The 21,519-nt window shown below is 43.8% G+C and carries 19 protein-coding genes and 1 pseudogene; 9 read left to right on the top strand and 11 right to left on the bottom strand.

The window, feature by feature from the left end:
- Positions 1-35 precede the first annotated feature (35 nt).
- Complete coding sequence (locus tag L1D31_RS00830; RefSeq protein WP_239835210.1) at positions 36-647, top strand: ATP-dependent zinc protease; 612 nt, start codon at positions 36-38, stop codon at positions 645-647.
- A 215-nt stretch (positions 648-862) separates the two neighbouring features.
- Positions 863-1,273 carry an NUDIX hydrolase gene (locus L1D31_RS00825; protein ID WP_239835209.1) on the top strand — a complete coding sequence of 137 codons (411 nt, stop codon included), beginning with the start codon at positions 863-865 and terminating at the stop codon, positions 1,271-1,273.
- A gap of 35 nt (positions 1,274-1,308) precedes the next feature.
- On the opposite strand, the gene L1D31_RS00820 is transcribed toward L1D31_RS00825, so the two are convergent.
- Positions 1,309-1,782: an FKBP-type peptidyl-prolyl cis-trans isomerase gene (locus L1D31_RS00820; RefSeq protein WP_239835208.1), complete on the bottom strand. Its 474-nt coding sequence runs from the start codon at positions 1,780-1,782 to the stop codon at positions 1,309-1,311.
- A 19-nt stretch (positions 1,783-1,801) separates the two neighbouring features.
- Positions 1,802-2,422: a thiol:disulfide interchange protein DsbA/DsbL gene (locus L1D31_RS00815; protein WP_239835207.1), complete on the bottom strand. Its 621-nt coding sequence runs from the start codon at positions 2,420-2,422 to the stop codon at positions 1,802-1,804.
- 236 nt (positions 2,423-2,658) lie between these two features.
- Between L1D31_RS00815 and L1D31_RS00810 the strand changes: the two genes are divergently transcribed.
- Positions 2,659-3,276 (top strand): OmpA family protein, encoded by a 618-nt coding sequence (locus L1D31_RS00810; protein WP_239835206.1) that lies wholly within the window; start codon positions 2,659-2,661, stop codon positions 3,274-3,276.
- Between the two features lie 103 nt (positions 3,277-3,379).
- Positions 3,380-4,165: a transporter substrate-binding domain-containing protein gene (locus tag L1D31_RS00805; RefSeq protein ID WP_239835205.1), complete on the top strand. Its 786-nt coding sequence runs from the start codon at positions 3,380-3,382 to the stop codon at positions 4,163-4,165.
- Between the two features lie 19 nt (positions 4,166-4,184).
- On the opposite strand, the gene glpC is transcribed toward L1D31_RS00805, so the two are convergent.
- The 3 genes from glpC to glpA are packed head-to-tail and all read right to left on the bottom strand — an operon-like array spanning position 4,185 to position 8,349.
- Positions 4,185-5,414 carry an anaerobic glycerol-3-phosphate dehydrogenase subunit GlpC gene (gene glpC, locus L1D31_RS00800; protein WP_239835204.1) on the bottom strand — a complete coding sequence of 410 codons (1,230 nt, stop codon included), beginning with the start codon at positions 5,412-5,414 and terminating at the stop codon, positions 4,185-4,187.
- A complete protein-coding gene (gene glpB / locus L1D31_RS00795; RefSeq protein ID WP_239835203.1) occupies positions 5,411-6,715 on the bottom strand; it encodes a glycerol-3-phosphate dehydrogenase subunit GlpB in 1,305 nt (434 codons plus the stop codon). The genes glpC and glpB overlap by 4 nt, the downstream gene beginning before the upstream one ends.
- Positions 6,712-8,349, bottom strand: coding sequence for an anaerobic glycerol-3-phosphate dehydrogenase subunit A (gene glpA / locus L1D31_RS00790; RefSeq protein WP_239835202.1), 1,638 nt, complete (start codon positions 8,347-8,349; stop codon positions 6,712-6,714). The genes glpB and glpA overlap by 4 nt, the downstream gene beginning before the upstream one ends.
- Before the next feature lie 508 nt (positions 8,350-8,857).
- Between glpA and L1D31_RS00785 the strand changes: the two genes are divergently transcribed.
- Positions 8,858-9,709, top strand: coding sequence for an MIP/aquaporin family protein (locus L1D31_RS00785; RefSeq protein WP_239835201.1), 852 nt, complete (start codon positions 8,858-8,860; stop codon positions 9,707-9,709).
- 45 nt (positions 9,710-9,754) lie between these two features.
- Positions 9,755-11,269, top strand: coding sequence for a glycerol kinase GlpK (gene glpK / locus L1D31_RS00780; RefSeq protein WP_239835200.1), 1,515 nt, complete (start codon positions 9,755-9,757; stop codon positions 11,267-11,269).
- A gap of 57 nt (positions 11,270-11,326) precedes the next feature.
- Here the strand turns inward: glpK and L1D31_RS00775 are convergent.
- Together L1D31_RS00775 and L1D31_RS00770 are read right to left on the bottom strand one after the other, a co-directional pair.
- Positions 11,327-11,601: pseudogene (locus L1D31_RS00775) on the bottom strand (IS4 family transposase); the annotation flags it as partial.
- A 199-nt stretch (positions 11,602-11,800) separates the two neighbouring features.
- Positions 11,801-14,353: a glycosyl hydrolase family 18 protein gene (locus L1D31_RS00770; RefSeq protein WP_239835199.1), complete on the bottom strand. Its 2,553-nt coding sequence runs from the start codon at positions 14,351-14,353 to the stop codon at positions 11,801-11,803.
- A 348-nt stretch (positions 14,354-14,701) separates the two neighbouring features.
- On the opposite strand from L1D31_RS00770, the gene L1D31_RS00765 reads away from it, so the two are divergent.
- Positions 14,702-14,977, top strand: coding sequence for a hypothetical protein (locus L1D31_RS00765; RefSeq protein WP_239835198.1), 276 nt, complete (start codon positions 14,702-14,704; stop codon positions 14,975-14,977).
- Here L1D31_RS00765 and ltaE read toward each other — a convergent pair.
- Together ltaE and L1D31_RS00755 are read right to left on the bottom strand one after the other, a co-directional pair.
- Positions 14,949-15,953: a low-specificity L-threonine aldolase gene (gene ltaE / locus L1D31_RS00760; RefSeq protein WP_239835197.1), complete on the bottom strand. Its 1,005-nt coding sequence runs from the start codon at positions 15,951-15,953 to the stop codon at positions 14,949-14,951. The two genes, L1D31_RS00765 and ltaE, sit on opposite strands and share 29 nt — an antisense overlap.
- Positions 15,954-15,964: 11 nt before the next feature.
- Positions 15,965-16,489: an NUDIX hydrolase gene (locus tag L1D31_RS00755; RefSeq protein WP_239835196.1), complete on the bottom strand. Its 525-nt coding sequence runs from the start codon at positions 16,487-16,489 to the stop codon at positions 15,965-15,967.
- A gap of 270 nt (positions 16,490-16,759) precedes the next feature.
- Between L1D31_RS00755 and L1D31_RS00750 the strand changes: the two genes are divergently transcribed.
- Positions 16,760-18,424 carry an ATPase RavA domain-containing protein gene (locus tag L1D31_RS00750; protein WP_239835195.1) on the top strand — a complete coding sequence of 555 codons (1,665 nt, stop codon included), beginning with the start codon at positions 16,760-16,762 and terminating at the stop codon, positions 18,422-18,424.
- An 11-nt stretch (positions 18,425-18,435) separates the two neighbouring features.
- Positions 18,436-19,881 carry an ATPase RavA stimulator ViaA gene (gene viaA / locus L1D31_RS00745; RefSeq protein WP_239835194.1) on the top strand — a complete coding sequence of 482 codons (1,446 nt, stop codon included), beginning with the start codon at positions 18,436-18,438 and terminating at the stop codon, positions 19,879-19,881.
- A gap of 14 nt (positions 19,882-19,895) precedes the next feature.
- Here viaA and L1D31_RS00740 read toward each other — a convergent pair whose 3' ends face one another.
- Both L1D31_RS00740 and L1D31_RS00735 read right to left on the bottom strand, forming a co-directional pair.
- Positions 19,896-20,204: a cysteine-rich CWC family protein gene (locus L1D31_RS00740; protein WP_239835193.1), complete on the bottom strand. Its 309-nt coding sequence runs from the start codon at positions 20,202-20,204 to the stop codon at positions 19,896-19,898.
- A 389-nt stretch (positions 20,205-20,593) separates the two neighbouring features.
- Entirely contained in the window at positions 20,594-21,517 is a 924-nt protein-coding gene (locus tag L1D31_RS00735) for a DMT family transporter (RefSeq protein WP_239835192.1), read from the bottom strand.
- Positions 21,518-21,519 lie beyond the last annotated feature (2 nt).

The raw sequence follows: 21,519 nt of genomic DNA, 5'->3' as shown, positions 1-21,519 counted from the left end.
AAGCAGTCGTGTCTTGTTATTAGTTAGGTGATCGAATGAACAAACCGTGGAAAGCTTTAATTCTGATTATGCTTAGTGGTGGTTTGATGGCATGTTCTACAACAGGTCAACAGCCGGTAGAGTCAGAGCAAAAACCACAAATTGAAGAGCCTAAAATAGAGCCAGAAAAAGAAACAAAACCGGAAGAGAAACCTAAGCCAAAACCACAGGCAAGAAAGACGCCTGATGGGAAGCTGATACTGGGTGAACAAGAATGGGTGTATGTTCCGGGGCTAGAAGAAAGTTTTAAAGCACGAATCGACACAGGTGCAACCACCTCCTCGATCAGTGCTACGGATGTCGTTGAATTTGAACGTGATGGAAAAGATTGGGTTAAGTTCAAGATTGAGCATGATGGTATCAAGAGTAAAGAGATTGCTTTGCCTGTCCAACGCTGGGTGAAAATTCGCCAGTCGACTGCAGAAGAGTCTGAACGTCGCGCTGTCGTTGAATCTTGGATTCAAATCGGGGATCTAAAGGAGAAAACCGAATTCACGCTTGCTGATAGAACACACCTCAAGTTTCCATTGTTGCTTGGACGTAGCTTTTTTAAAGATGTCGCAGTGGTCGATGTCAGTAAAAAGTTTGTGCAGAAAAATCATAAGTAAAGAAGTAGCAAAGCAAGAACGGCACCATTTAAGGTGCCGTTTTTTATTGTTTTACATTGAGATTTTTGAACACGGTGAGAGAACTTAATTGCATATTCAGTTACTCTGCGCGGGTTCTTAACATTCCGTATCGGTGGCAGGCATTTCTAATTTAAAAACACAATGCGCCTGAGTTGGAAGTACCGATACAGTCAGCTTAATCCAAGGAGCCCCAAATGAAGCATTTAGCGATGGCCGTTGTTATCAGAAACGGCAAAGTTCTGATTCAAGAGCGTTACCGTGCAGAGCAAGGGATGGTGATGGAATTCCCGGGAGGTGAAGCCAATGAAAACGAACCAGGAACAGATGCTGCTATCCGAGAGCTCTATGAAGAAACTCACCTAAGTGGTCTCTCACATTTAGCGACTTATAGCGATATTAATGAATATGGTGGGAGAATTTACTACGTCGTGTTGCATGCTGATGAGGCAGCAGTACCAGTCGCACACGACAAAGGCAGACAGCAAACGTTTTACTGGATGTTGATTGAAGATATTCCAACCCATGATTTTTATAAAGCAGACGTTAATTTTATTCAGCGTCATCTAAAGAAACATTTGCGCCGAGAGTCAAAAGAACTTGTATAGAAGAAAGGCCAATCATTGAATGATTGGCCTTGCTGTTATTGGATTTCTAAAAGTTCCACATCAAAGATTAAAGTTGATGCTGGTGGAATAGGACCGGTACCGTTCTTGCCATACGCCAAGGGGCTTGGAATAAACAAGCGGAACTTGTCGCCTTCGACCATATGAGTCAGGCCTTCTTGCCAGCCTTTAATCACCTGTTTCAAAGCAAATGAAATTGGCTCACCACGCTCAACTGAGCTATCAAAAACAGTACCGTCAAGCAATGTGCCGTGATAATGCACCTTAACTTTACTCTTAGTGGTTGGATGGACAGTGCCTGTCCCTTTATTGAGCACCAAGTACTGCAGCCCGCTCTCAGTAGTGACTACGCCTTCTTTCGTGGCGTTTTCTAGAAGGAAGGCTTGCCCGGCTGCGAAGTTTTCTTCGCCTGCTTTACTTGTTACTAAAGTGCGGTAAATCATAAAGCCTGCTAGAACCAGAACGACAATGGGAATAATAATTTTAGACATGAGTCTTTTCCATATTTACTTAAGGTTGTTGAGTAAGATAATTGATGGTGTTGGCGATGTCTTGAACATCTTTATGGCCTGATGTCAGAACCATGTATTTACCATTGATAATAAAGGTCGGTACGGAGTTTATCTGACCTTTTTCTGTGAGGTTTTCTGCAAGCTGCATTGCTTTAAATAATTGGTTTTGATTCTCTTCTTTTAGCTCATATGGGCTTACCAAGCCTCGCGATTGAAACGCTTGAATAATCGCTTGTTTTTTCTCTGCCATTGTTGCGTTGTTACCCATTTGTGCGGCTTGAAATAGCTCGTTCATCATGGAGTGATCAGGCTTTTGCCCAAGTTGCATCTCAGCAGTGTAATAAATCATGGCACTGATTTTAGCACTGTCATTAAAAGTAACGTGAACCTTGCCAATGTTTTGTTGAGTCAGTTCTTCAAGCTGAGGAAGGACTGACTCCATTTTCTTACAGTGGCCGCAGTTTAATGAGAAAACTTCGGTCACCTGAGGTAAACGATAAGTGGACAAGTCCGTAGAGAGTGTTTGGAATTGTTTACCTTCCTGAGGCACATCTCGGTCGCTACAGCCTGCCAACAAAGTGACAAACACGATGGCAAATAAGGTCATCATTTTTTTCATAATAATACTCTTTGTGGACACTGGCCATTCTGATGCTCAGCGAGGTTGTAATAGCTGGATTTTACTCTTTCACAGGCCTTAACTAAATAGTTCTGGCAGTGAAATGCTTATTAAATCATTTCAGATCGTTAAGTGGTCAGAAGGCGAACAGTAAAGGGTTAAATTATCATTAAAGTATTCCCAAATTTGCCGATATAAATGATGTATCGAAACGGAAACGAACGAATGGTGGATCGATGAAATATCTTGCCTTGCCTCTGATCTTGCTTCTGACAGGTTGTGGAAATCTGTCAAAGGAAATGCGTTATCTAACGGACGACATGCTCGAGACCGCACCAAAGACAGATTTTGAGGTTCGATACCCTAATTGGGGGGATGCCCCTCAATTGGCTTCGTCAGGCGTTAAAGGCCCAATGGGGCAAATGCGCACGACCAGCTACAGTGATCTGCAGAACTTCTTGCTGAAGAATGGTGTTGACTACGAAGTACTACCGGGCAATCACGTCATGGTTAAGCTAACCGACACCATCAAGTTCAACACTGGGTCTTCGATGGTTAAGCCCGATTCAATGTACTGGCTGGATATGATGGGGCGCTATCTTGCAACACAACCTGGCATCGACATCGTCATTGATGGTCATGCTGACAGTACTGGTGCACCAACATTTAATGATTCACTTTCTATGAAGCGTGCCAAAGCCGTGAAGAAACAGCTGGTCAGCCATAATGTGGCGATGAACTCTATCTACACAAGAGGCTATGGGGAATATGTTCCAGCTTGCTCAAACAAAACCAATGCTGGAAAAGCGTGTAACAGACGGGTAGAAGTCCTATTTATCGTTTCGAATAACTGAGAAAAGTTCGCGCAACTCAAAAGCCAAAGCTAGACTTTTTAAATACAACTTGATGACGCTTCATTGGGATTGTATTGATTAGCTTAGCGTTAGCGGAGAGTCTATGCTCCATAAACTTCAGCCTTTATTTAAGGGCTTGGGTATATTGTTTACCTATTTCTGCCTTGTTTTTATTCCTCTGTCCGCTTCTTCGCAAACAGTCACCATTGCCGTTGGGGGGGAATATCCTCCCTATCACTCTAAACAACTGCCGGGTGATGGCATCAATGCTCAAATTGTAACAGCTGCATTTAGAACTCAAAATGTTGCAGTAAAGTATGTGTACTTACCAACGTGGAAAGAAGCCTTTGATTTCGCGGCGCAAGGGAAGGCTGATGCCACGGCGTTATGGGAGTTAAATAAACAGTATCACGAACTTTTCTTGGTCAGTGATGTTGTCTATAAGATAAACGCACACTTATTTTACAAAGAAGAGCTAGAGTTCGACTGGAATCGTATAGAAGACCTAAAAGGCTTAAAAGTGAGTGCTTTGGTTGGTGGCTATTATGGTGAACCCTTTGAAAATGCCGAGCAAAGTGGAAAAATTTCCGTCGAGCGAGTTGATGATGAAGCTAAAAATATTAAGAAATTAATCGCGGGCACTATTGATGTTTCACCGCTTTATATCGCATACGTTAACTACGTTCTTAAGAAAGAAGGACTAGAGTCAGAAAGGGAACGCTTGGCTTACCATCCTACGCCTTTGTTTATCAATACTCTGCACTTATTGCTACCTAAGCGAAGCTCCGGAAGTAGGCAGAGATTGATGACTTTCAATAAGGGCCTGAAAGTCATCAAAAAAAATGGCAAGTTACAAGCTATTCTGAACGCACATCTTCATTATCGATGACCTCTCGAAACGAGAGCATTTAATGGCTTAGCGCCATTGCTAGTAAAGAAATGGGGTGAATAGTTTCTAGCTGCGTGTTTTCTTCTATCTGCCACTTACAGGTTTCGCAATCTGTAATCGCATAGTCAGCTTCTGCGTTTTTGATCGATTCAAACAAGTGGTGTCCTATCTTCATCGAAACCGAGTAATTTTCTTCTTTAAATCCATATGTGCCAGCGAGTCCGCAGCATTCGCTATCTAACACAATCAGATCCAATCCTGGGATCTGGCGCAACACCTCTAGAGTGAATATCACATTACCGCTTCGCTCTAGGTGGCAGGGAGTATGGTATACCACGCGTTTGTTAATCGGTGACATAGATGGTGTGTTGCCGTTCATAAACTCTTTAAGCAGATATTTCATCACGTAATCAATGCGGTTGTTGATGTGGTGATTTTCGACCCCTAATACATGCGGATACTCTTGCTTTAGGGTGAATGAGCATGTTGAGGAGGTCGAAATAACGGTTCGGTCATGTTTTATCACTGCATCCTCAATGTTCTTTACATTGAACTCTGCGTGACGGCGAGCTTTGTTATGAAAGCCATTTGCAATCAGCGGCACGCCGCAGCACTTTTCTTTCTCTAGTAACTGAACACCTATCGCCATAGTGTTCATGACGGTGATGAGGTCTTTGCCGAGTTGAGGATGGTTGTAGTTGACGTAACAACCATGAAAGTAACTAACTTGTTTAGGGTATAAATTCTGCTCCGAAACCTGCTTTTTGTACCAACGACGAAACGTACCGTGAGAGTATTTAGGTAAGGATTTATGGTCATGCACACCAATGGTTTTATGCATGATCGTCTTGATGGGCTTGTTGTCTGTGATCTTATTGACCAACGGAGCAACAGGTGTTGCTAGAGTGCCGAACAGGTCGGTATGGCTTAAAACGAAATCCCGAATGAGCTTTGGACTTAGGCGTTTTCTTGCGTATTTTCCTCTAGCAACGGCGATGATGTCGCCAATGTTGACACCTGATGGACAAGCTGTTTCACATCGCTTGCAATTGGTACAAAGCTTAAGCGCTTCGTCGTAGTACTCCGCATTTTTTATACGTAATCGCTCTCCATCTGGGCCTGATTGCTTAGGGCCTGGGTAAAGTGGGTTTGCTTTAGCTACCGGGCAGGAAACCGTACAAACAGTGCATTTAATGCATTGATCAAAGCTAGTGGTTTGAGGTGCGTGAGTGGCGAATTTTGTTGTCATACGCGGGCCTCCTCAGATGTCATTGAGTGAATAATATTTTCAGCGACCTTATATGCTGACGCAATGGCAACACCGCCGCCACACCCTTCATGTATAGGATCATAATGAGACAACACTGAACCACAACAATGTAAATTGCTTATCGTCTGCCCATTTATCGAAGGACTAAATTGACTGTTGGTCACAACGCCAAACTGCATAAATGAATGAGGTTGCTGACTCAAAAAGGCTTTAGCGCGCCACTGGTGTCGGTGTTGGTGAAAATAAACGTCGAGGTTGAACACAGGTTCCACAACTTGAGTCGATTTCGCCACCAATCCATGGCTGAAGTAGCTTCCAGAGGCAAGAATGTAGTGCTTAGCTACCAGCGGAAAGTCTTCTAAATTCGCAGTTTGAATTGATTCGATACATGGTTTGTTGAGGTACCATTTTGCAGAGAGAGCTTTATCGCCTTTAAGCTGAATACCACCAAGACGGATAAATGCTCTATAAAGAGCTTCTTCAATGCGAATCCCTAGTAAAGAAGGAGGCATAGTGGGCACTTCGTGAAAATTAAGCTGGGTGAGCTGCTGAAGCTGTTCCATCAAGGTGAGCCCATCGCCATTTCCAATTATGGCAGGGAGAATAACAAGGTCATCTTTTGTCGCGCCATCGCTGAGCTGATGGACTAGGCTGGAGAATGCTTTAGGCTGTTTGAGAGCCCTCGAAATATCAATAGAACGCAGTTCATTAGGGTTTTGGCGTGATGACTCAAAGCCTGGAATACGAATAGGCAGTATTTTTTTCTCTATATGTTGAAATGCTTCGATTTGGCTAAGATTATCGAATGCAAGTTGTGGCTGAAAGTCCCTAAATCCATCGATGGCAACGAGCACTAGCCTTTTGAATGTGGCTTTATGATGAAACTGGTGTACGAAAGGCTGTGATAACCATGTTGATTTTAGTGTCCCAAGAGGAGTAATTCGACAGTGATTGTTATGATCTGAACTGTGCGATAGAGACACGCCTTCTTTAGCTAATGTGGTCTGAAACCATTTCAATGAAGATTGTATTTCTTCAACACGCATTTTGCTGTAAGGATGTTCAGGGGAGAGCTCTTTGAGCTGATGAATACCAGAAAATGGATCTTTGATTGCTTGACTATTAGGTAAACTACTCAGTACGTCAATGGAGCCAGAAGAGAAGTGCAAAGAGCTATGGCCTTGATTGATTAATACGGTTTTAAGTCCTGATTCCAAACACCTAAGGGCAGCGCAGTAACCTGCAATCCCACCTCCAATGATTGCGACATCATATTTCATTGGGTTTCCTCCTTCTTTTCGGCATGGTTATCTAACTGGCTGGCACCAAATAAACCCTCATAAATCCAGTGACTAAATTCGGCCTCTCTGAGAGCATCTCCCCAAAAAATGGGTTGTATTCCTTTCCATCGCTCTTCTAAAAATTCGTTCAGCAGTAGACTACATTGGTAACCATCAGCATTGGCATATTTATTAAACAAGTGCGCTGCTCGATAACTGCATAATTCTCCTTGGCAGGGGCCCATACCAAGCCTAGTTCTTCGGCGTAAATCGACCAGAGAATGAACATTAAGCTGTTTAATGGCATACTCAATTTCACCCGCTGTTACCATCTCACATTCACAAATAACGGTTTGTTTATCTAGGCTCTCATCAAGAAACTCTGCGACGCGTTCTCCATGTCTGTAATACGCAGATTCGTAAACAGGCTTAGCGATACTGGCTGTTTTCCGGCTTTTTAGTTTATGTTCGTTTGAACCAGGTAAGGGTTTGGTATGGGTTGAACAAGGTGTATCTACTGACAGTTTTTCGGCCAACAAATCAGTGGTCCATTCGGCCATAAGACGATAAGTCATCAGTTTGCCACCAGTGATGGTTGTAAAGCCTTTGAGGCCATCACGCTTTTCGTGATCGAGGAGTACGATGCCTCGGCTAATGTTTCGCCCACTACCATCGTCATCAACGGATACGAGCGGTCGAACGCCTGCGTAAGCGCGCAGCACTCGCGTATTAGCCATAATGGGAGCGAGTTTTGCCCCTTCTTCAAGTAAAACATCGACCTCTCTATCACTGACATGGAGATCATCAATCTGCTCGTAATCGATATGTTCAGAAGTAGTACCAATAAGGGAAATGGTGTCGCCAGGTACAAGGATGTCAGCATCGGAAGGCTTACGACAGCGGTTGATGACCAAGTTGTTAATGCGATAGTCGAGTATGAGCAGTGAGCCTTTAGCCGGAAACATTTTTATTTTTAAATCTGCATATTCGCAAATATTTTGGCCCCAAATGCCAGCCGCATTGACAACCTGTTTGGCGAACACTTGAAAAGGTTCATTGTGCTGCGTGTTGTAGCAATTAACACCAAGGACAGTATCTTCATGCCGGATCAAGGACAACACTTTGGTTTTATTAAAGAGGCGAGCGCCATGTTCTTTGGCGTCAAGCACATTGGAGGCGCATAAACGGAAAGGATCTAGTGTCCCATCAGGCACTTGGACTGCCCCTACTAATTTAGGGTTAACATTGGGTTCGAGCGAGAGGGCTTGTTTCGCTGTTAAGCGTTTTGTGTCGATACCTGCAGTGTCACAAGCGCCAATAAAGGTGTTTTGAAAATCAATATCATCTTCAGGTAAGGTGATAAAGAGCCCTGAGGTTTCTTCCACACAATGACGAGCAATTGACTTGAGTATACGGTTTTCTTGAATACACTCCTTGGCCGACTCTTCATCAGTGACGGCGTAACGAGCGCCAGAATGTAGCAGTCCATGATTCCGTCCAGTTGTTCCTGACGCAATGTCATCTTGCTCTAAAAGGATGCAACGAATTCCTCGTAATGCGCAGTCGCGCATGATTCCGGTGCCAGTCGCACCGCCTCCAATGATAACAACGTCTGTTTCAAACCGTTTATCCATAGCGAAATGAGCCTTGTGAACAAATATCCTTAAATATAATGTGCCATTTATTTCACTTTGTTTTCGATGTGTTGCTCACAAATGTTCGTACGAAATAAAAATGCTTGTTGTTATGTTGGTTAATAGGAGGTTTTGGGTACTAACACGCAAGACCCTGTAGATATTACAGTAACAAGAGGCTTGAAAACGTATGCGTAACAAAAGATAAACATATGATAAGTTTGTAGTTAGAGTATTTACACCTGTTTAATGATAAGGCTCTATCATTACCACTTCTGGCTTGCTAGCAGGAGGGTATGGTTGCAAATTCATGTCAAAGGTGGATTTGGTCGTTAAGATCAAAAAATTGATTTAATTAACAAAATAGAGAACATAAAAATAACAAAATGTGCTCGAACGCTCATTAATGGGCTGGGAAAGTTTAATATCACGCTCTTGTATGCAAAATACAATGCGCAATCAATAAAAAAATAAATTGCGCATCTTAATGTAAACAAGGACTCTTACTATGACTAATAGAAAACCAACCTTACTTGGTGAATGTATCGCTGAGTTTATAGGCACTGGGCTTTTGATTTTCTTTGGCGTTGGCTGTGTTGCTGCTTTAGTACTTGCGGGGGCTCAGTTCGGCCAATGGGAAATCAGTATCGTCTGGGGCTTTGGTGTTTCCATTGCCATTTACTGTACTGCCGGTGTATCAGGTGCACACATCAATCCGGCAGTAACAATCGCACTGGCCGCTTTTCATGGATTTGATAAAGCGAAGGTTATTCCATACATCATCGCTCAAATGTTAGGTGCATTTTGTTCGGCGGCACTGGTATACAGCTTATACAGCAATTTGTTCGTTGATTACGAAATCGCTCATGGCTTCGTCAGAAGCAGCCAAGAAGCACTGGCAACGGCAGGAATCTTTTCTACTTACCCTCATGCGTCGTTATCATTTGCTGGAGCTTTAGCTGTTGAATTTGTCATTACTGCCGTTCTGATGTTCGCAATTCTGGCGCTTGGTGATGAAAATAACGGTGCAGTACGTGGTCCGATGAACCCTCTACTTATTGGTGTTTTGATTGCGGTTATAGGTGGTTCACTTGGGCCTTTGACCGGATTTGCAATGAACCCTGCTCGTGACTTTGGTCCTAAGCTATTCGCATACCTTGCGGGTTGGGATTACGCACTATCAGGTGCTAAAGACATTCCATACTTTATTGTTCCTATATTAGGTCCTATTGCTGGTGCATGTTTTGGTGCTTGGGCTTATCCAAAATTTATCGCTCAATACCTGCCAAACACGGGTACAGGTTGTACGATTCCAAATCAGTGTGACGACACTGAAGAAAATCAAGAAGCGCATGTTTAATACTAAAATTACTAATAGAAATATCGAAACAAGAAGGAAATGATCATGACTGAGCAAAAATACATAGTCGCGCTAGATCAAGGAACAACAAGTTCACGTGCAGTTGTACTCGATCACGATGCAAATATTGTCAGCGTATCTCAGCGTGAGTTCACTCAAATTTACCCAGAAGCAGGTTGGGTAGAGCATGATCCAATGGAAATTTACGCGACACAGAGCTCAGTGCTAGTAGAAGCACTTGGCAAGTCAGGCATTCGTAGCGATGAAGTTGCTGGTATTGGTATTACCAACCAACGAGAAACCACCATCGTATGGAATAAAGAGACAGGTAAGCCAGTCTATAATGCGATTGTTTGGCAGTGTCGCCGTACTGCGGCAATTTGTGAGGATTTAAAGCAGCGTGGCCTTGAAGACTACATTCGAGAAAATACAGGCTTAGTGCTAGACCCATACTTCTCTGGGACTAAAATTAAGTGGATCTTGGACAATGTGGAAGGTGCTCGTGAGGAGGCTGAAGCGGGTAAGCTATTGTTTGGTACGGTGGATACTTGGCTGGTATGGAAGATGACGCAAGGCCGTGTGCACGTAACTGACTACACCAACGCATCACGTACAATGTTATTTAACATTAATACCTTACAGTGGGATGAAAAACTACTTAAAGACATGGACATTCCATTGTCTATGATGCCTGAAGTTAAGAAATCCTCTGAGGTGTATGGTCAAACAAACATTGGTGGTAAAGGTGGTACTCGTATTCCAATTGCAGGTATTGCTGGTGACCAACAAGCTGCACTTTACGGTCAGATGTGTGTTAATGCCGGTCAGGCAAAAAATACATATGGTACGGGCTGTTTCCTTCTTATGAATACAGGACAGGAAAAAGTCACCTCGAAGAATGGCCTTCTAACTACACTTGCGTGTGGACCCGCAGGTGAACCTGCATACGCTTTGGAAGGGGCTGTCTTCATGGGCGGTGCATCTATTCAATGGTTACGTGACGAGATGAAGCTGTTGGCCGACGCAAAAGACTCTGAGTATTTTGCGACTAAAGTAGACACATCAAATGGAGTGTACGTGGTTCCAGCATTTACAGGTCTTGGAGCGCCATACTGGGATGCATATGCTCGCGGTACTATCGTGGGTTTGACTCGTGGTGTTAATTCGAACCACATTATTCGTGCGACACTGGAAGGCATTGCCTACCAGACACGTGATGTACTTGATGCGATGCAAGCGGATTCTGGCATTAAGCTTGAAGCACTTCGTGTTGATGGTGGTGCGGTTGCGAACAACTTCTTGATGCAGTTCCAGTCGGATGTTCTGGATACGCAAGTACTGCGTCCTAAGGTGACTGAAGTTACAGCGCTGGGTGCTGCATATCTTGCAGGTTTGGCAGTTGGTTTCTGGGGCAGCTTGGACGAAGTAGCAAATAAAGCAGAAATCGACAAAACATTTGTTCCTCATCACGATGAAGAAAAACGCAATCGACGTTACAAAGGCTGGAAGCGCGCCGTGAAGTGTGCCCAAGCTTGGGCAGATATGCACGACGAAGAGTAAAGCAAAAACGCCCCGAACATGTTCGGCAACGTACGTAGTTCACTTAAGAGGAGCCGCCTAGCGATTAACAGGGTATCGGGGCTTTGATATTTTACCGCCCTAGGCCGATTTGGCTTAGGGCGTTTGTCTATAAAAAGGATAGATAAATCTCCTCGAAGGCTCTTTAAGCGTTTCGGCGTGTTACCTAAAGACATCGCTTTATTCATCATTTTTAGCTGGCAGACTATAAATTGGTAAGCGTATTTGAAGCTGATTTCATTCAGCGAACGACCGTGTTCAACAGCAGCTTGACTTGCCTCTCTTCTTACCAAATTATACCCAAGTAACAGCCCTACCGTTACAGTTCAGAAAAGGTGTGAGTTGGGCGACATCAACAGGGTTTTCTTCAAGGAAGTCGGCAAAGAAGTGTTGAATAGACATAAAAAATCGGAAACCTATAAACAGATCTCCGATTGTCTCTCATCAGGAGGAGCGGTCAACCGATCCTTATCTGATCTACACCCCGCACTTACGGGGTGTTTTCTTGCCGAGTTAGAGCTTAATCCAAGCGTCACTCCAAGCCGAGCCCGTTCCTGGGGCATATGCCCAAGCCGCTCCTGAACACCAACCTGAGTATGGGTAAGGTTTACACTCGTAGTTTTCTCCTACATTAGTCACGCGGTCTCCAGCTTCGTACGGAGTTCCTTCAACATATTGTGGGTACTCGCCAGGGTTACCGCCATCACTAGCTTTTACCAGAATAGATAAGCTGGCCGTATCAGAAGCCTTGCCATCTGAAACCGTGACAGAGACAGTGACATGGGTATCTTGCGTAAACTCAGGAGCGATAAAGCTTGCGTTGTCACCATTTTCAGTGAGCGTGACATCAGATGAACTCCACTGATAAGTCAGGTTGTCGCCATCAGCATCGTTGCTGCCAGAAGCATCTAATACAACGTTGTTACCAGCTTCAGCTTGTTCTGGGCCGCTAATGTCAGCAACCGGCGGTGTGTTTTCTGGTTCACTGCCAAACTCAGCTTTAATACTCATGGTGTCATAGGACGTTGCGTTTTCATCATCCATGACGGTTAGCTTGAAGCTGTAAGTCTCATTCGTTCCTGTATCTGGCACTGTCACTGTAGCGATCGCTTTATTTGGGTCGGTTATGCTCAAGTTAGGGCCGGAAACCTGTTCCCATTGATAGGAGGTAATACTCCCGTCGTTGTCACGTGAACCAGACCCATCGAGTTGAACGGTTTGAGCCGTGTCAATGACGATGTCATTACCAGCATCGACAACCGGAGGCTGATTACCTGGCTCTCCACCATCAAGGAGTCCTTGCTGCATGGCATTAAGGATATCGCCATTGTCAGCATCGATTTCCCAAGAGAACAAGCCTGCAAAACCTTGAGATCGTACGTAGGCAGCTTTGGCTTTAACAGAACGTTCGTCATCATAGGTGATCACTTCACCAGTCGCTTCTTTGTAGAGATATGGCGCTTTTGCAGGCTCGTCGTAAAATTCTTCAACGCCCGGTTGGCCAAAGTAATTACTGGCAAGATCTTTATAGTCAATGACACCTGCTTCCCAGCTGCCAGCAATAGGGCCATTACCGACACCAGTGATAGGGTTTGCAGGATCGGACATACTATCGCGAGTAACCCCTTTCCAGCCTCGACCGTACATGGCTGCCCCCAGTACTAACTTACTTGGCGATACGCCTTGTTTAAGTAGCTCTTTAGCTGCATTATCGGTTGTGTATTCAGGGCCGTCGTCCGGCGTTAACGTTCCTTCACACTGAGCTGAAGAGACGTGAGAACCACAGTATAGTGCGGCCTGATGACCGAGGTTATTGTCCCATGCTCCATAGAAGTCATACGTCATAACGAAGAGGTAATCCATGTATTGGGTGGCATTAGGGTAATCAACGTCTTCTATTTTGTCCCAGCCTGCGCCAATAGCAGAAGTTAGCTCATAGGTTCGACCTGTCTCCGCAGACAGCTCATCCAACATTTGACGAAGCTCTCTCATCAGTGCAACGTAGGCAGGACCGTCTTTTTCTGGGTCACCTAGATCTGGGTTCGCACCGGTTCCGCCTGGGTACTCCCAGTCAATGTCTACGCCATCGTAAAATTTCCATGTCAGAAGAAATTCTTTCACTGAGGCGACGAAGGTATCGCGATTCTTTTTATCGGTGAAGCCAAAGAACGGGTCGGACAATGTCCAGCCACCAATCGAAGGAAGAATTTTTAGGTCTGGGTAACGCTGCTTTAATGCCATCATCTGACCGTATGTTCCTTTGATAGATGAATCCGCAGTACCCGGCAAGTTTGAACCAAATGCGCCCCATTGGTCATGAACCACAACTTCATAATCCTGAGAATCACCACAAGCCAGTTGCAGGGCCCTTTGCGAGTTCGGGTCGGTTAACGAATCATTAGGGCCACATATTGGAACAAATCCATATATGATATGCGTTAGATTGTCCGCTGGGATGTTATCCACCGTGAACTTGCGGTCATATTGGCTCCATTCGACAAAATAGGTCCCTACAACCGTACCATCTGGCTGTGGGGGAAAAGATTGGTTATTGCCGTCGACGTTCATTTCCAGTGGCGCCATGCCTTTGCCATCAGTATCTGTCACCGAAACAGCGTGGACAGGTGAAGTTGAGCACTCCCCGTTAGCGTCACAAATATTAACGGTCATGTTGTATTGACCTGCTTTATCTATCTGTACTTGCGTTTCGCCTGAAAAAGCAGAGCCTGTAGGGCCATTGATCGCTTCAGAAAAGATGGCCTCATCATTTATGCGAACTTGCCATTCTGTCGCTGGTGTTCCGCTGTTGTACCAAACATCCCATTCTACTGGGAAAGTTACCTGGTCATTTCTTACCACGGTCTTTTTGTAAGATTGCTGGCCTGCTTCTCCGTTAATCTCAACAAATGACTGGCTCTTCACGCTAGTCATATTCCAGTCCAAAGTTGCAGCCGATGGCGCAGCGTATACATCCATGCTAGCTGTTCCTAAGCTGAGTGCGATAACTGCAGACAAAGGTTTTAAAATGCCTTTTTTACCCAACTGACAATTGTATTTTATGCTCATTGCACATTTCCTTTTTATTCAACCCTATGTTGAAACCTGAAAGTAACTTCAATAAGGAACTTATTTTTCAGGCTATCCATTTTCAATTTAGAAGGTTTTTTTAGAGGAGAAAAAGGCAATTTTTCAAGATGGAACTAGAAGCAGTAATTAATATTATTTCATAAATAATTGCTGGACTTAATAAAGCCAAAATGGAAGGTTAACTTAGTGTTTTTATTCTAAAAAATTCCGGCAAAATCGTTAAAAGTTGCATGTTTAAAATTAACGTTTTTGTCGCCTGCGTTCTTTTGTTTTAAACATGTCAAAAATTCATGCTTATTAAAGAATTAAATTATTAGTAGGAAGTGGGTGGATAAGTTTCTTTATCTAGGAGAATATATTTTATCCATAGAAACCTTTATTGAAGAGTCATTAACTGTAAAACATCATAAATGGCACGAGAACTTACTGCATGTCATACTAATAGGGAGGTGGCTGAGAATGGACTCTTGGAGAGATGGAAATGAAAAACTCTTGGTCAAGCAGTGCCGTATGCTTAATAAAAAAGCCAGTCACATCATTCGTAACTGGCTTTTAGAGAGAGTTATGGTTAAAACTATAAATATGTTTTTAGCTTATCAATAAGAAACTTAATATCAGACTCAGAAACGTCTTTATGAGTTACAAAGCGTATTGGGTTTCCTGGTGAAACGGTAATGCCATCTTCACTCAACTTACTTGCAATGGCGTGGATATCGACGTTGTCGTCTAGCTTAGCAAAGACAATATTAGTCTGAACGAAATCAGGGTTGACGTGGAAGCCTTGAAGCTGACTTAATTCTGTCGCCAGTAGCTTCGCGTTAGTGTGGTCAACTTTGAGTTGCTCTACTTGCTCTGTCAATGCCAGTTTGCCTGCCGCAGCAAGAATACCAGCCTGACGCATACCACCGCCGACCATTTTACGTAATCGGCGAGCTTTAGCGATATAAGCCTTGCTGCCAAGAAGCAATGAGCCGATAGGCGCTGAGAGTCCTTTTGACAGGCAGATTGTCATTGAGTCAAAGTGTTTGGCGATCTCTTTTATATCCACATTGAGAGCAACCGCCGCGTTGTAAGCTCTCGCTCCATCAAGGTGGAGTAAAAGGCCGTGTTGATCAACAAACTCACGGGCTTGTGCTAGGTAAGAAAGTGGGAGCACTTTGCCATTGATGGTGTTTTCTAGGCTTAGTAATTTAGTACGAGCAAAATGGCTATCATCGGGTTTGATTGCGGCTTTTAGTTTATCGAAATCCAGTGTGCCATCTGGGTTGTTTTCGATTGGCTGAGGCTGAATGGACCCAAGCACTGCAGCACCCCCAGCTTCATATTTGTAGTTATGCGCTTGTTGGCCACACAAATACTCATCGCCTCGTTCGCAATGCGCCATTAAACCAAGCAGGTTGGCTTGTGTGCCGGAGGTGGTGAAAAGCGCAGCTTCGAATCCATGGCGCTCTGCTACCCATGCTTCTAGCGAATTAACGGTCGGGTCGTCACCGTATACGTCATCTCCGACTAACGCGTCGGCCATTGCTTGTCTCATTGCTTGTGTTGGTTTGGTGACGGTATCCGAACGGAAATCCATGCGCTTTTCTCCTATATGTATCCGCATAACTTTGCTTTACTCAAACATGCGATCGTTTTGGCATCGGTGAGCTCTCCATCGATAATCTTTTGTTCGATTTCTTTTACTGATAGAGACACCACTTCAATGACTTCATCTTCATCGCACGCAAATTTTGTTACCTCTGAGAGGCCTTTTGCGACAAATAGGTATTGAATCTCATCGCAGAAGCCTGCCAAAGGTGTGACTTGTCCTAGAGATATCATGGTTTCAGCGCTGTAACCAGTTTCTTCTGCCAGTTCTCTTACTGCACAAAGCTCAATGGGTTCATTAGATTCGAGTGTTCCGGCTGGTAGCTCGAGTAGCCATTTCTTGAGAGAGGGACGATATTGATTAATAAGAACGATATTCCCAGTGTTTTCAATTGGCAAAATAACGGCAGCGCCAGGATGAGAAATCGTAGTGTGAGTGATGGTTTTACCATTCGGTAGGGTAGTTTGCTCTTCCTGAAGGGAAATGCCTTTCCATGTGTGTAAAATATTCAAAGGTGTATCCATGTCGTCTTAAAGTGACTCATTTTTAATGCGGCTTACATTACAGCCAACATATAGTGAATAAAAGGTTAATAAAGAGCTTGGCTCAAATTTGAGACACTCTCCCAGTGACTTGTCTCCCAAATTTGCAAACATTGATTTCAACAAGTTACGTCAAAATTGCTTCTGCTATAAAGACGAGTCAAAACTAAAAAATGCACTTGTAACAAAGTGATAGCAAATGTATAAAAATATACATACAATAAATTCTGAACGAAGTCAGAGGAGCGCAGAATGATTAGCCCTACCAGAGTCTCCCACTCGCAAAAAGCGTTACTCTCTGAACGAATCAACAAATTAGCGCATGCCTTATCTGATGGGGTCTACGAGCGTGAAGATACCATCAAAATGTGTTTGCTTGCAGCGCTGGCAGGTGAAAGCGTATTTCTCTTAGGTCCACCAGGTATTGCGAAAAGCCTTATTGCCAAACGGCTTATTCAAGCCTTCGACAATTCTTCTTATTTTGAATACTTGATGACTCGCTTTTCAACGCCTGAAGAGGTGTTCGGACCTCTGAGCATTCAAGAACTGAAAGATAATGGCCGCTACCTTCGTTTGACTGAAGGGTATCTGCCAACAGCTCAAGTGGTATTTTTGGATGAAATTTGGAAGGCGGGGCCTGCCATTCTCAATACATTGTTAACGGTAGTAAATGAGAAAACGTTCAAAAATGGCAGTGACGTAGAGCGTGTACCTATGCGCCTTTTGGTTTCGGCTTCCAATGAATTGCCGGATGAAGACAGTGGTCTAGAAGCCCTTTATGACCGAATGTTAGTGCGTATTTTTGTTAATCGAATTCAAAACAAGCAAAACTTTAAGTCGATGTTAACGGTAGGGACGCCTCAAGAAGCGCAGATCCCAGAAGGTTTAGCTATTACCGATGAAGAATACCATCTGTGGCAGTCGGAGCTTGAAAAGTTACAGCTTAGTGATGAAGTGTTCGAAAAGCTCTACGAACTGAAACAGATGTTAGAACAAGCCGCTATGGAAAGTACTGGAGCTGACATCGCAGATACTGACATGTACGTATCGGATCGTCGTTGGAAAAAGGCGGTTAAGTTACTCAAAGCGAGCGCATATTTTAATGGTAGGGATACGGTCAATCCGCTCGATTTACTGCTTCTACAGGATTGTTTATGGAACAGCCCTGAGTCTCGAGAGGTAGTTCAACGAGTAGTCAAAGAATTTGCTCTTAAACAAGCTTTTGATCAACAAGAGGTTGAACAGCAGATCAGTCTATGTCGAGAAGAATTGGCTGAAGTTCAGGAAGAGTTAGAGTCTGAATTTGGCATTATGTTATCGATGGAATCGACAACCGGGTTACTCAAAAAACAAATTCATAGTTACGATATTTCGGATGCAAAAACTTACAAAGTAGGCAGTGCTTTCGACTTGGTTAAGTTGGTGTTACTGCAGAGTAATATGTCGGTATCTGAATCCGAGAAAGGCGACAGTCGCTGGGTTTACGTGCCTAAGAATGAGTTGGAGCGAGTCATTAAAGAAGGGAACGGTGATGTCTATGGCTACGTGAACCAGAACACCAATATGTGCCGACTTCGATTTGATATTGATGCTGCGAACAATCTGGTCATTAAAGATATCGCCAACAGGGCTGTGCTGGTGTCGGTCGTGACGAATAAAGGGTTAGATGAAGGCTTATATCAAAGTTGGCTGACAAAATCAGAGCAAGCACTCGCTCAGCTTGAACATGCTGAGCACCACTTATTGAAAGTACGCTCTAATTTCCACGGTGCATTACCGCACAGCTTTATTGATCAAGACTTGCCTAGGGCGATGGAAGCAAGCCTCCAGCATATTCAACAAGTTCTTGAGTCCACCAAAACTGAATGTGAACGTACGGTTTTACGTTTTAGAAACCTAAACCAGTTCTTCTCTTAAAGGAACAATGAATGTTAGGAGCCGACGGACTCAACCTCGCGTTAATGATTGCAGACTCAGGGATCATCGACTCTGCAGTGAATGATTTAATGGCGCGATCTCAAGTGATGGCGCTCACCGAAAACAGAGGGGTGAAAACCAAAGTTAAAAACCATCTGTTGAAGTGGCGAGGGAGCGTTAAGAAACGAATTACTAGAGTGTGTGAAACGGAGCGATTTCAGCAAGAGTTGGGACTCTATCAAGAGGTGATACATTGGGATGAAGCCACGTTTTTTGAAAAGGTTCCTGACGTCATTAAGAAACTTGAATGGCATTCTGCTTTTTATCTTCAAGCTCGTCGACTTATAGAGAAGAATAAAGGGGTAAACAACCCAATGTTTCCTCATTACTTCTGTGACCAGTGGTATCAAAGTCTGTCAGATGCCATTCATCAGGCTCAGGTGAGTGAGCTGGAAGCAAGCAAAGAAAAAGCTCTGAAAGATCTCTATCAGCGTATGGAAACCATGAAGAACATGGATAAAGTCACTGAGGAAGGCGATGAAAACAGTGTTGGGCGTCTGTGGGATATGGCTTCTGCGAAACTGAGTAAAACGGATTTATCAGTAATGAAACGTCATGCTGAGTTTCTGAAAAAGAATCAGGGCTTACAGGAAATTGCTGAAAAGTTAGGGCGAATGGCTGGTCAGGTTGACGATCCGGATTTAAATCGCGCTCCAACTGAAGAATTGCAAATGGTCGAAGAAAAATCGGATGAAGCAACAGATGATATTGTTGGTATCCACGAAAGTGATGACCTCAATAAGTTGCTTCCGAACGAGACCATGTTTTTGGCTTACCCAGAGTTAGAGGTGGTTTTTTATAAGCACTTAGTCGACAAGCGACTTATGAATTATCGTATGCAAGGTAAATCTCGTACTCTACGTAAAGTGAAAGCGCAGAAGCCGGAGCACAAGCAAGTTGATGTCGAAAAAGGCCCGTTCATCGTTTGTGTTGATGCATCAGGCTCTATGAGCGGGTTCCCAGAGCAATGTGCAAAAGCAATGGCTTATGCGCTCATGCAGATCGCTTTGGCCGAAGATCGTGATTGTTTTGTTATTTTGTTTTCCACAGAACAAATTACGTATGAGCTGACGAGGCAAGATGGTTTGAGGGAAGCGAGTGACTTTCTTACATACAGTTTCCATGGTGGAACGGACTTAGAACCCGTTTTGATCAAGTCTATTGACTTGATGTGTGGTGATAAATACAAAAATGCCGATATGGTGGTGATTTCTGATTTTATCGCCCCCCAACAATCTCCGGAAATCCAAGATAAAGTTACGCAGCTTAAAAAGAGTAAGAACCGATTTCACGCGATCAGTTTGTCAAAATACGGTAACCCTGAGCTTATGTCTATGTTTGATCATAGTTGGGCTTATCATCCCAACCTAGTCGGTAGGATAATGAAGAAGTGGTAACCTTCATCCAATATTTAAACAATCGGCAACGCATTCAGACATTTTCTACACAGACAAGTGTCATTAGATGTTAAGGAAGAGGTGTCACGCTGTTCGACAGAAAAGCACCAGCACGTGCTTTTCCCTGCACTGATATCGCATTGAGCGGGTTGCCCACATGAAGGGCATAAGTGACTTGTAACGCTTCCCTGAAGAGCTTGTATTACAGTCTCTCTTTCATTATCTGATAGATGTCTCCAACTGATGATTTCGTCTATAGTTCGATGGCAGCCGTTACAGATCCCACCATTATTTTTGCATGCAGCAATGCAGGGCGTTTTCAAAATAGATATCCAAGCGAAAAAACTGACACAGACTATACCGGAGTCTGCCGGCAACAACAAAAATCAGTTGTCATTAATAATGATTCCCACTAACATCCAATGTAAATGATAATCAATATCAAAAAGTAATTTATTCATGATAGCTTTGATTGCTGTTTCAGTCTTTATCATCGGGCTTGGAATTAAAATTTATGTTTCTCACCTGCAAATTGTCTTTTGGTTGCTATTTACATTAGGGCTAGCACAGTTTGTTCATAACCTAGCCGTGCATATATTGATATCGATGTTCATTGCATCGCCATTTTTAATTAAAATGGACAATAAGTCATTGGCTCGGCAAATCTACATTCTATGTGTCATTGTTCCAAGCATCACACTCATCTCTAAGCTTATTTAAACTTAGGCGGTTGATAGAGCAAAGAGGCATCCTGTTTCATGAAAACATTGCTGGCTATTAGGCTCCCGACACAGATTAACCCAAGAGCGAACCATCCAAGCACGGTTGGCTGCTCGTTAAATACAACTATTGCTAGCAAAGTCGCAATGGCTGGCGTTGCTGCACCAAAAGCGGCGGTACGTTCTGCACCTAGTACAGAGATCGCGTGTAAGTAGGTATAGGCAGCGACTATACCGGCACCTATACCTTGTAAAGTAATATGACCAGCCAGCTCCTTCCAAGGCCACTCTGCAACGTTAGTCTTGAATAAGTAGCTGTCTATGTTGCCGCTGAAAATCAGTGCGGGCAGAGCTAACGTTGATAACAACGAAATGAACCCTGCGGTGATAAGTGGATTAAGGCTCGAAACACGGGCGCAGATAGTAAATGTTGCCCACATCAAACTTCCAATTAAAAACAATAAGTACCCCTTGAGCAGGTGACTATCTGGTTGGCTAAAGCCTTGATAAAGAAACGCCGCTATTCCGCTTACTACCAGTGTTAACCCTAAAATGCGGTGTGAGCTCAAAGGTTGTTTAAATAAAACGACAGCAATTCCGGAAACAAACAATGGCAGCGTTCCTGGAATCAGTGCACTACCATCAGATACGGGAGCAAGCTGCATTCCTGCGCCTACGATAAGCAAGTAGGGCAAGCCACAACCCAAAAACATGCCCATTATGTAGCGCTTTGGTACTCTTTTGATTACGGATTTCGATTTGATAACCAAAGGCAGTAGCACGATAGCGGGGATTAGGAATCGAACTAAGGCGATATCCGCTGTGGTTAGGTCGGAATGTGCTCCGTCACGAAGTGATAAGAAAAAGCCGGACCAGAGTAGTAGTGTGGCGGCCATGGCCAAGTAACCTGAGATCATAA

The organism is Vibrio sp. Isolate23 (assembly GCF_022398095.1).
Classification (GTDB): domain Bacteria; phylum Pseudomonadota; class Gammaproteobacteria; order Enterobacterales; family Vibrionaceae; genus Vibrio; species Vibrio coralliilyticus_A.
Note: the sequence above shows the minus strand (reverse complement) of the source record. Positions and strands in the feature narration are given on the sequence as shown.

Bases quoted from the DNA above. Each gene is read 5' to 3' on its own strand.
- glpB (WP_239835203.1), bottom strand. From the start codon at position 6,715: ATGAAATATGATGTCGCAATCATTGGAGGTGGGATTGCAGGTTACTGC.
- L1D31_RS00770 (WP_239835199.1), bottom strand. From the start codon at position 14,353: ATGAGCATAAAATACAATTGTCAGTTGGGTAAAAAAGGCATTTTAAAA.
- L1D31_RS00735 (WP_239835192.1), bottom strand. From the start codon at position 21,517: ATGATCTCAGGTTACTTGGCCATGGCCGCCACACTACTACTCTGGTCC.
- L1D31_RS00750 (WP_239835195.1), top strand. From the start codon at position 16,760: ATGATTAGCCCTACCAGAGTCTCCCACTCGCAAAAAGCGTTACTCTCT.
- glpA (WP_239835202.1), bottom strand. From the start codon at position 8,349: ATGGATAAACGGTTTGAAACAGACGTTGTTATCATTGGAGGCGGTGCG.
- L1D31_RS00755 (WP_239835196.1), bottom strand. From the start codon at position 16,489: ATGGATACACCTTTGAATATTTTACACACATGGAAAGGCATTTCCCTT.
- ltaE (WP_239835197.1), bottom strand. From the start codon at position 15,953: ATGGATTTCCGTTCGGATACCGTCACCAAACCAACACAAGCAATGAGA.
- L1D31_RS00815 (WP_239835207.1), bottom strand. From the start codon at position 2,422: ATGAAAAAAATGATGACCTTATTTGCCATCGTGTTTGTCACTTTGTTG.
- L1D31_RS00825 (WP_239835209.1), top strand. From the start codon at position 863: ATGAAGCATTTAGCGATGGCCGTTGTTATCAGAAACGGCAAAGTTCTG.
- L1D31_RS00805 (WP_239835205.1), top strand. From the start codon at position 3,380: ATGCTCCATAAACTTCAGCCTTTATTTAAGGGCTTGGGTATATTGTTT.
- glpC (WP_239835204.1), bottom strand. From the start codon at position 5,414: ATGACAACAAAATTCGCCACTCACGCACCTCAAACCACTAGCTTTGAT.
- viaA (WP_239835194.1), top strand. From the start codon at position 18,436: ATGTTAGGAGCCGACGGACTCAACCTCGCGTTAATGATTGCAGACTCA.
- L1D31_RS00820 (WP_239835208.1), bottom strand. From the start codon at position 1,782: ATGTCTAAAATTATTATTCCCATTGTCGTTCTGGTTCTAGCAGGCTTT.
- L1D31_RS00785 (WP_239835201.1), top strand. From the start codon at position 8,858: ATGACTAATAGAAAACCAACCTTACTTGGTGAATGTATCGCTGAGTTT.
- L1D31_RS00810 (WP_239835206.1), top strand. From the start codon at position 2,659: ATGAAATATCTTGCCTTGCCTCTGATCTTGCTTCTGACAGGTTGTGGA.
- L1D31_RS00830 (WP_239835210.1), top strand. From the start codon at position 36: ATGAACAAACCGTGGAAAGCTTTAATTCTGATTATGCTTAGTGGTGGT.
- glpK (WP_239835200.1), top strand. From the start codon at position 9,755: ATGACTGAGCAAAAATACATAGTCGCGCTAGATCAAGGAACAACAAGT.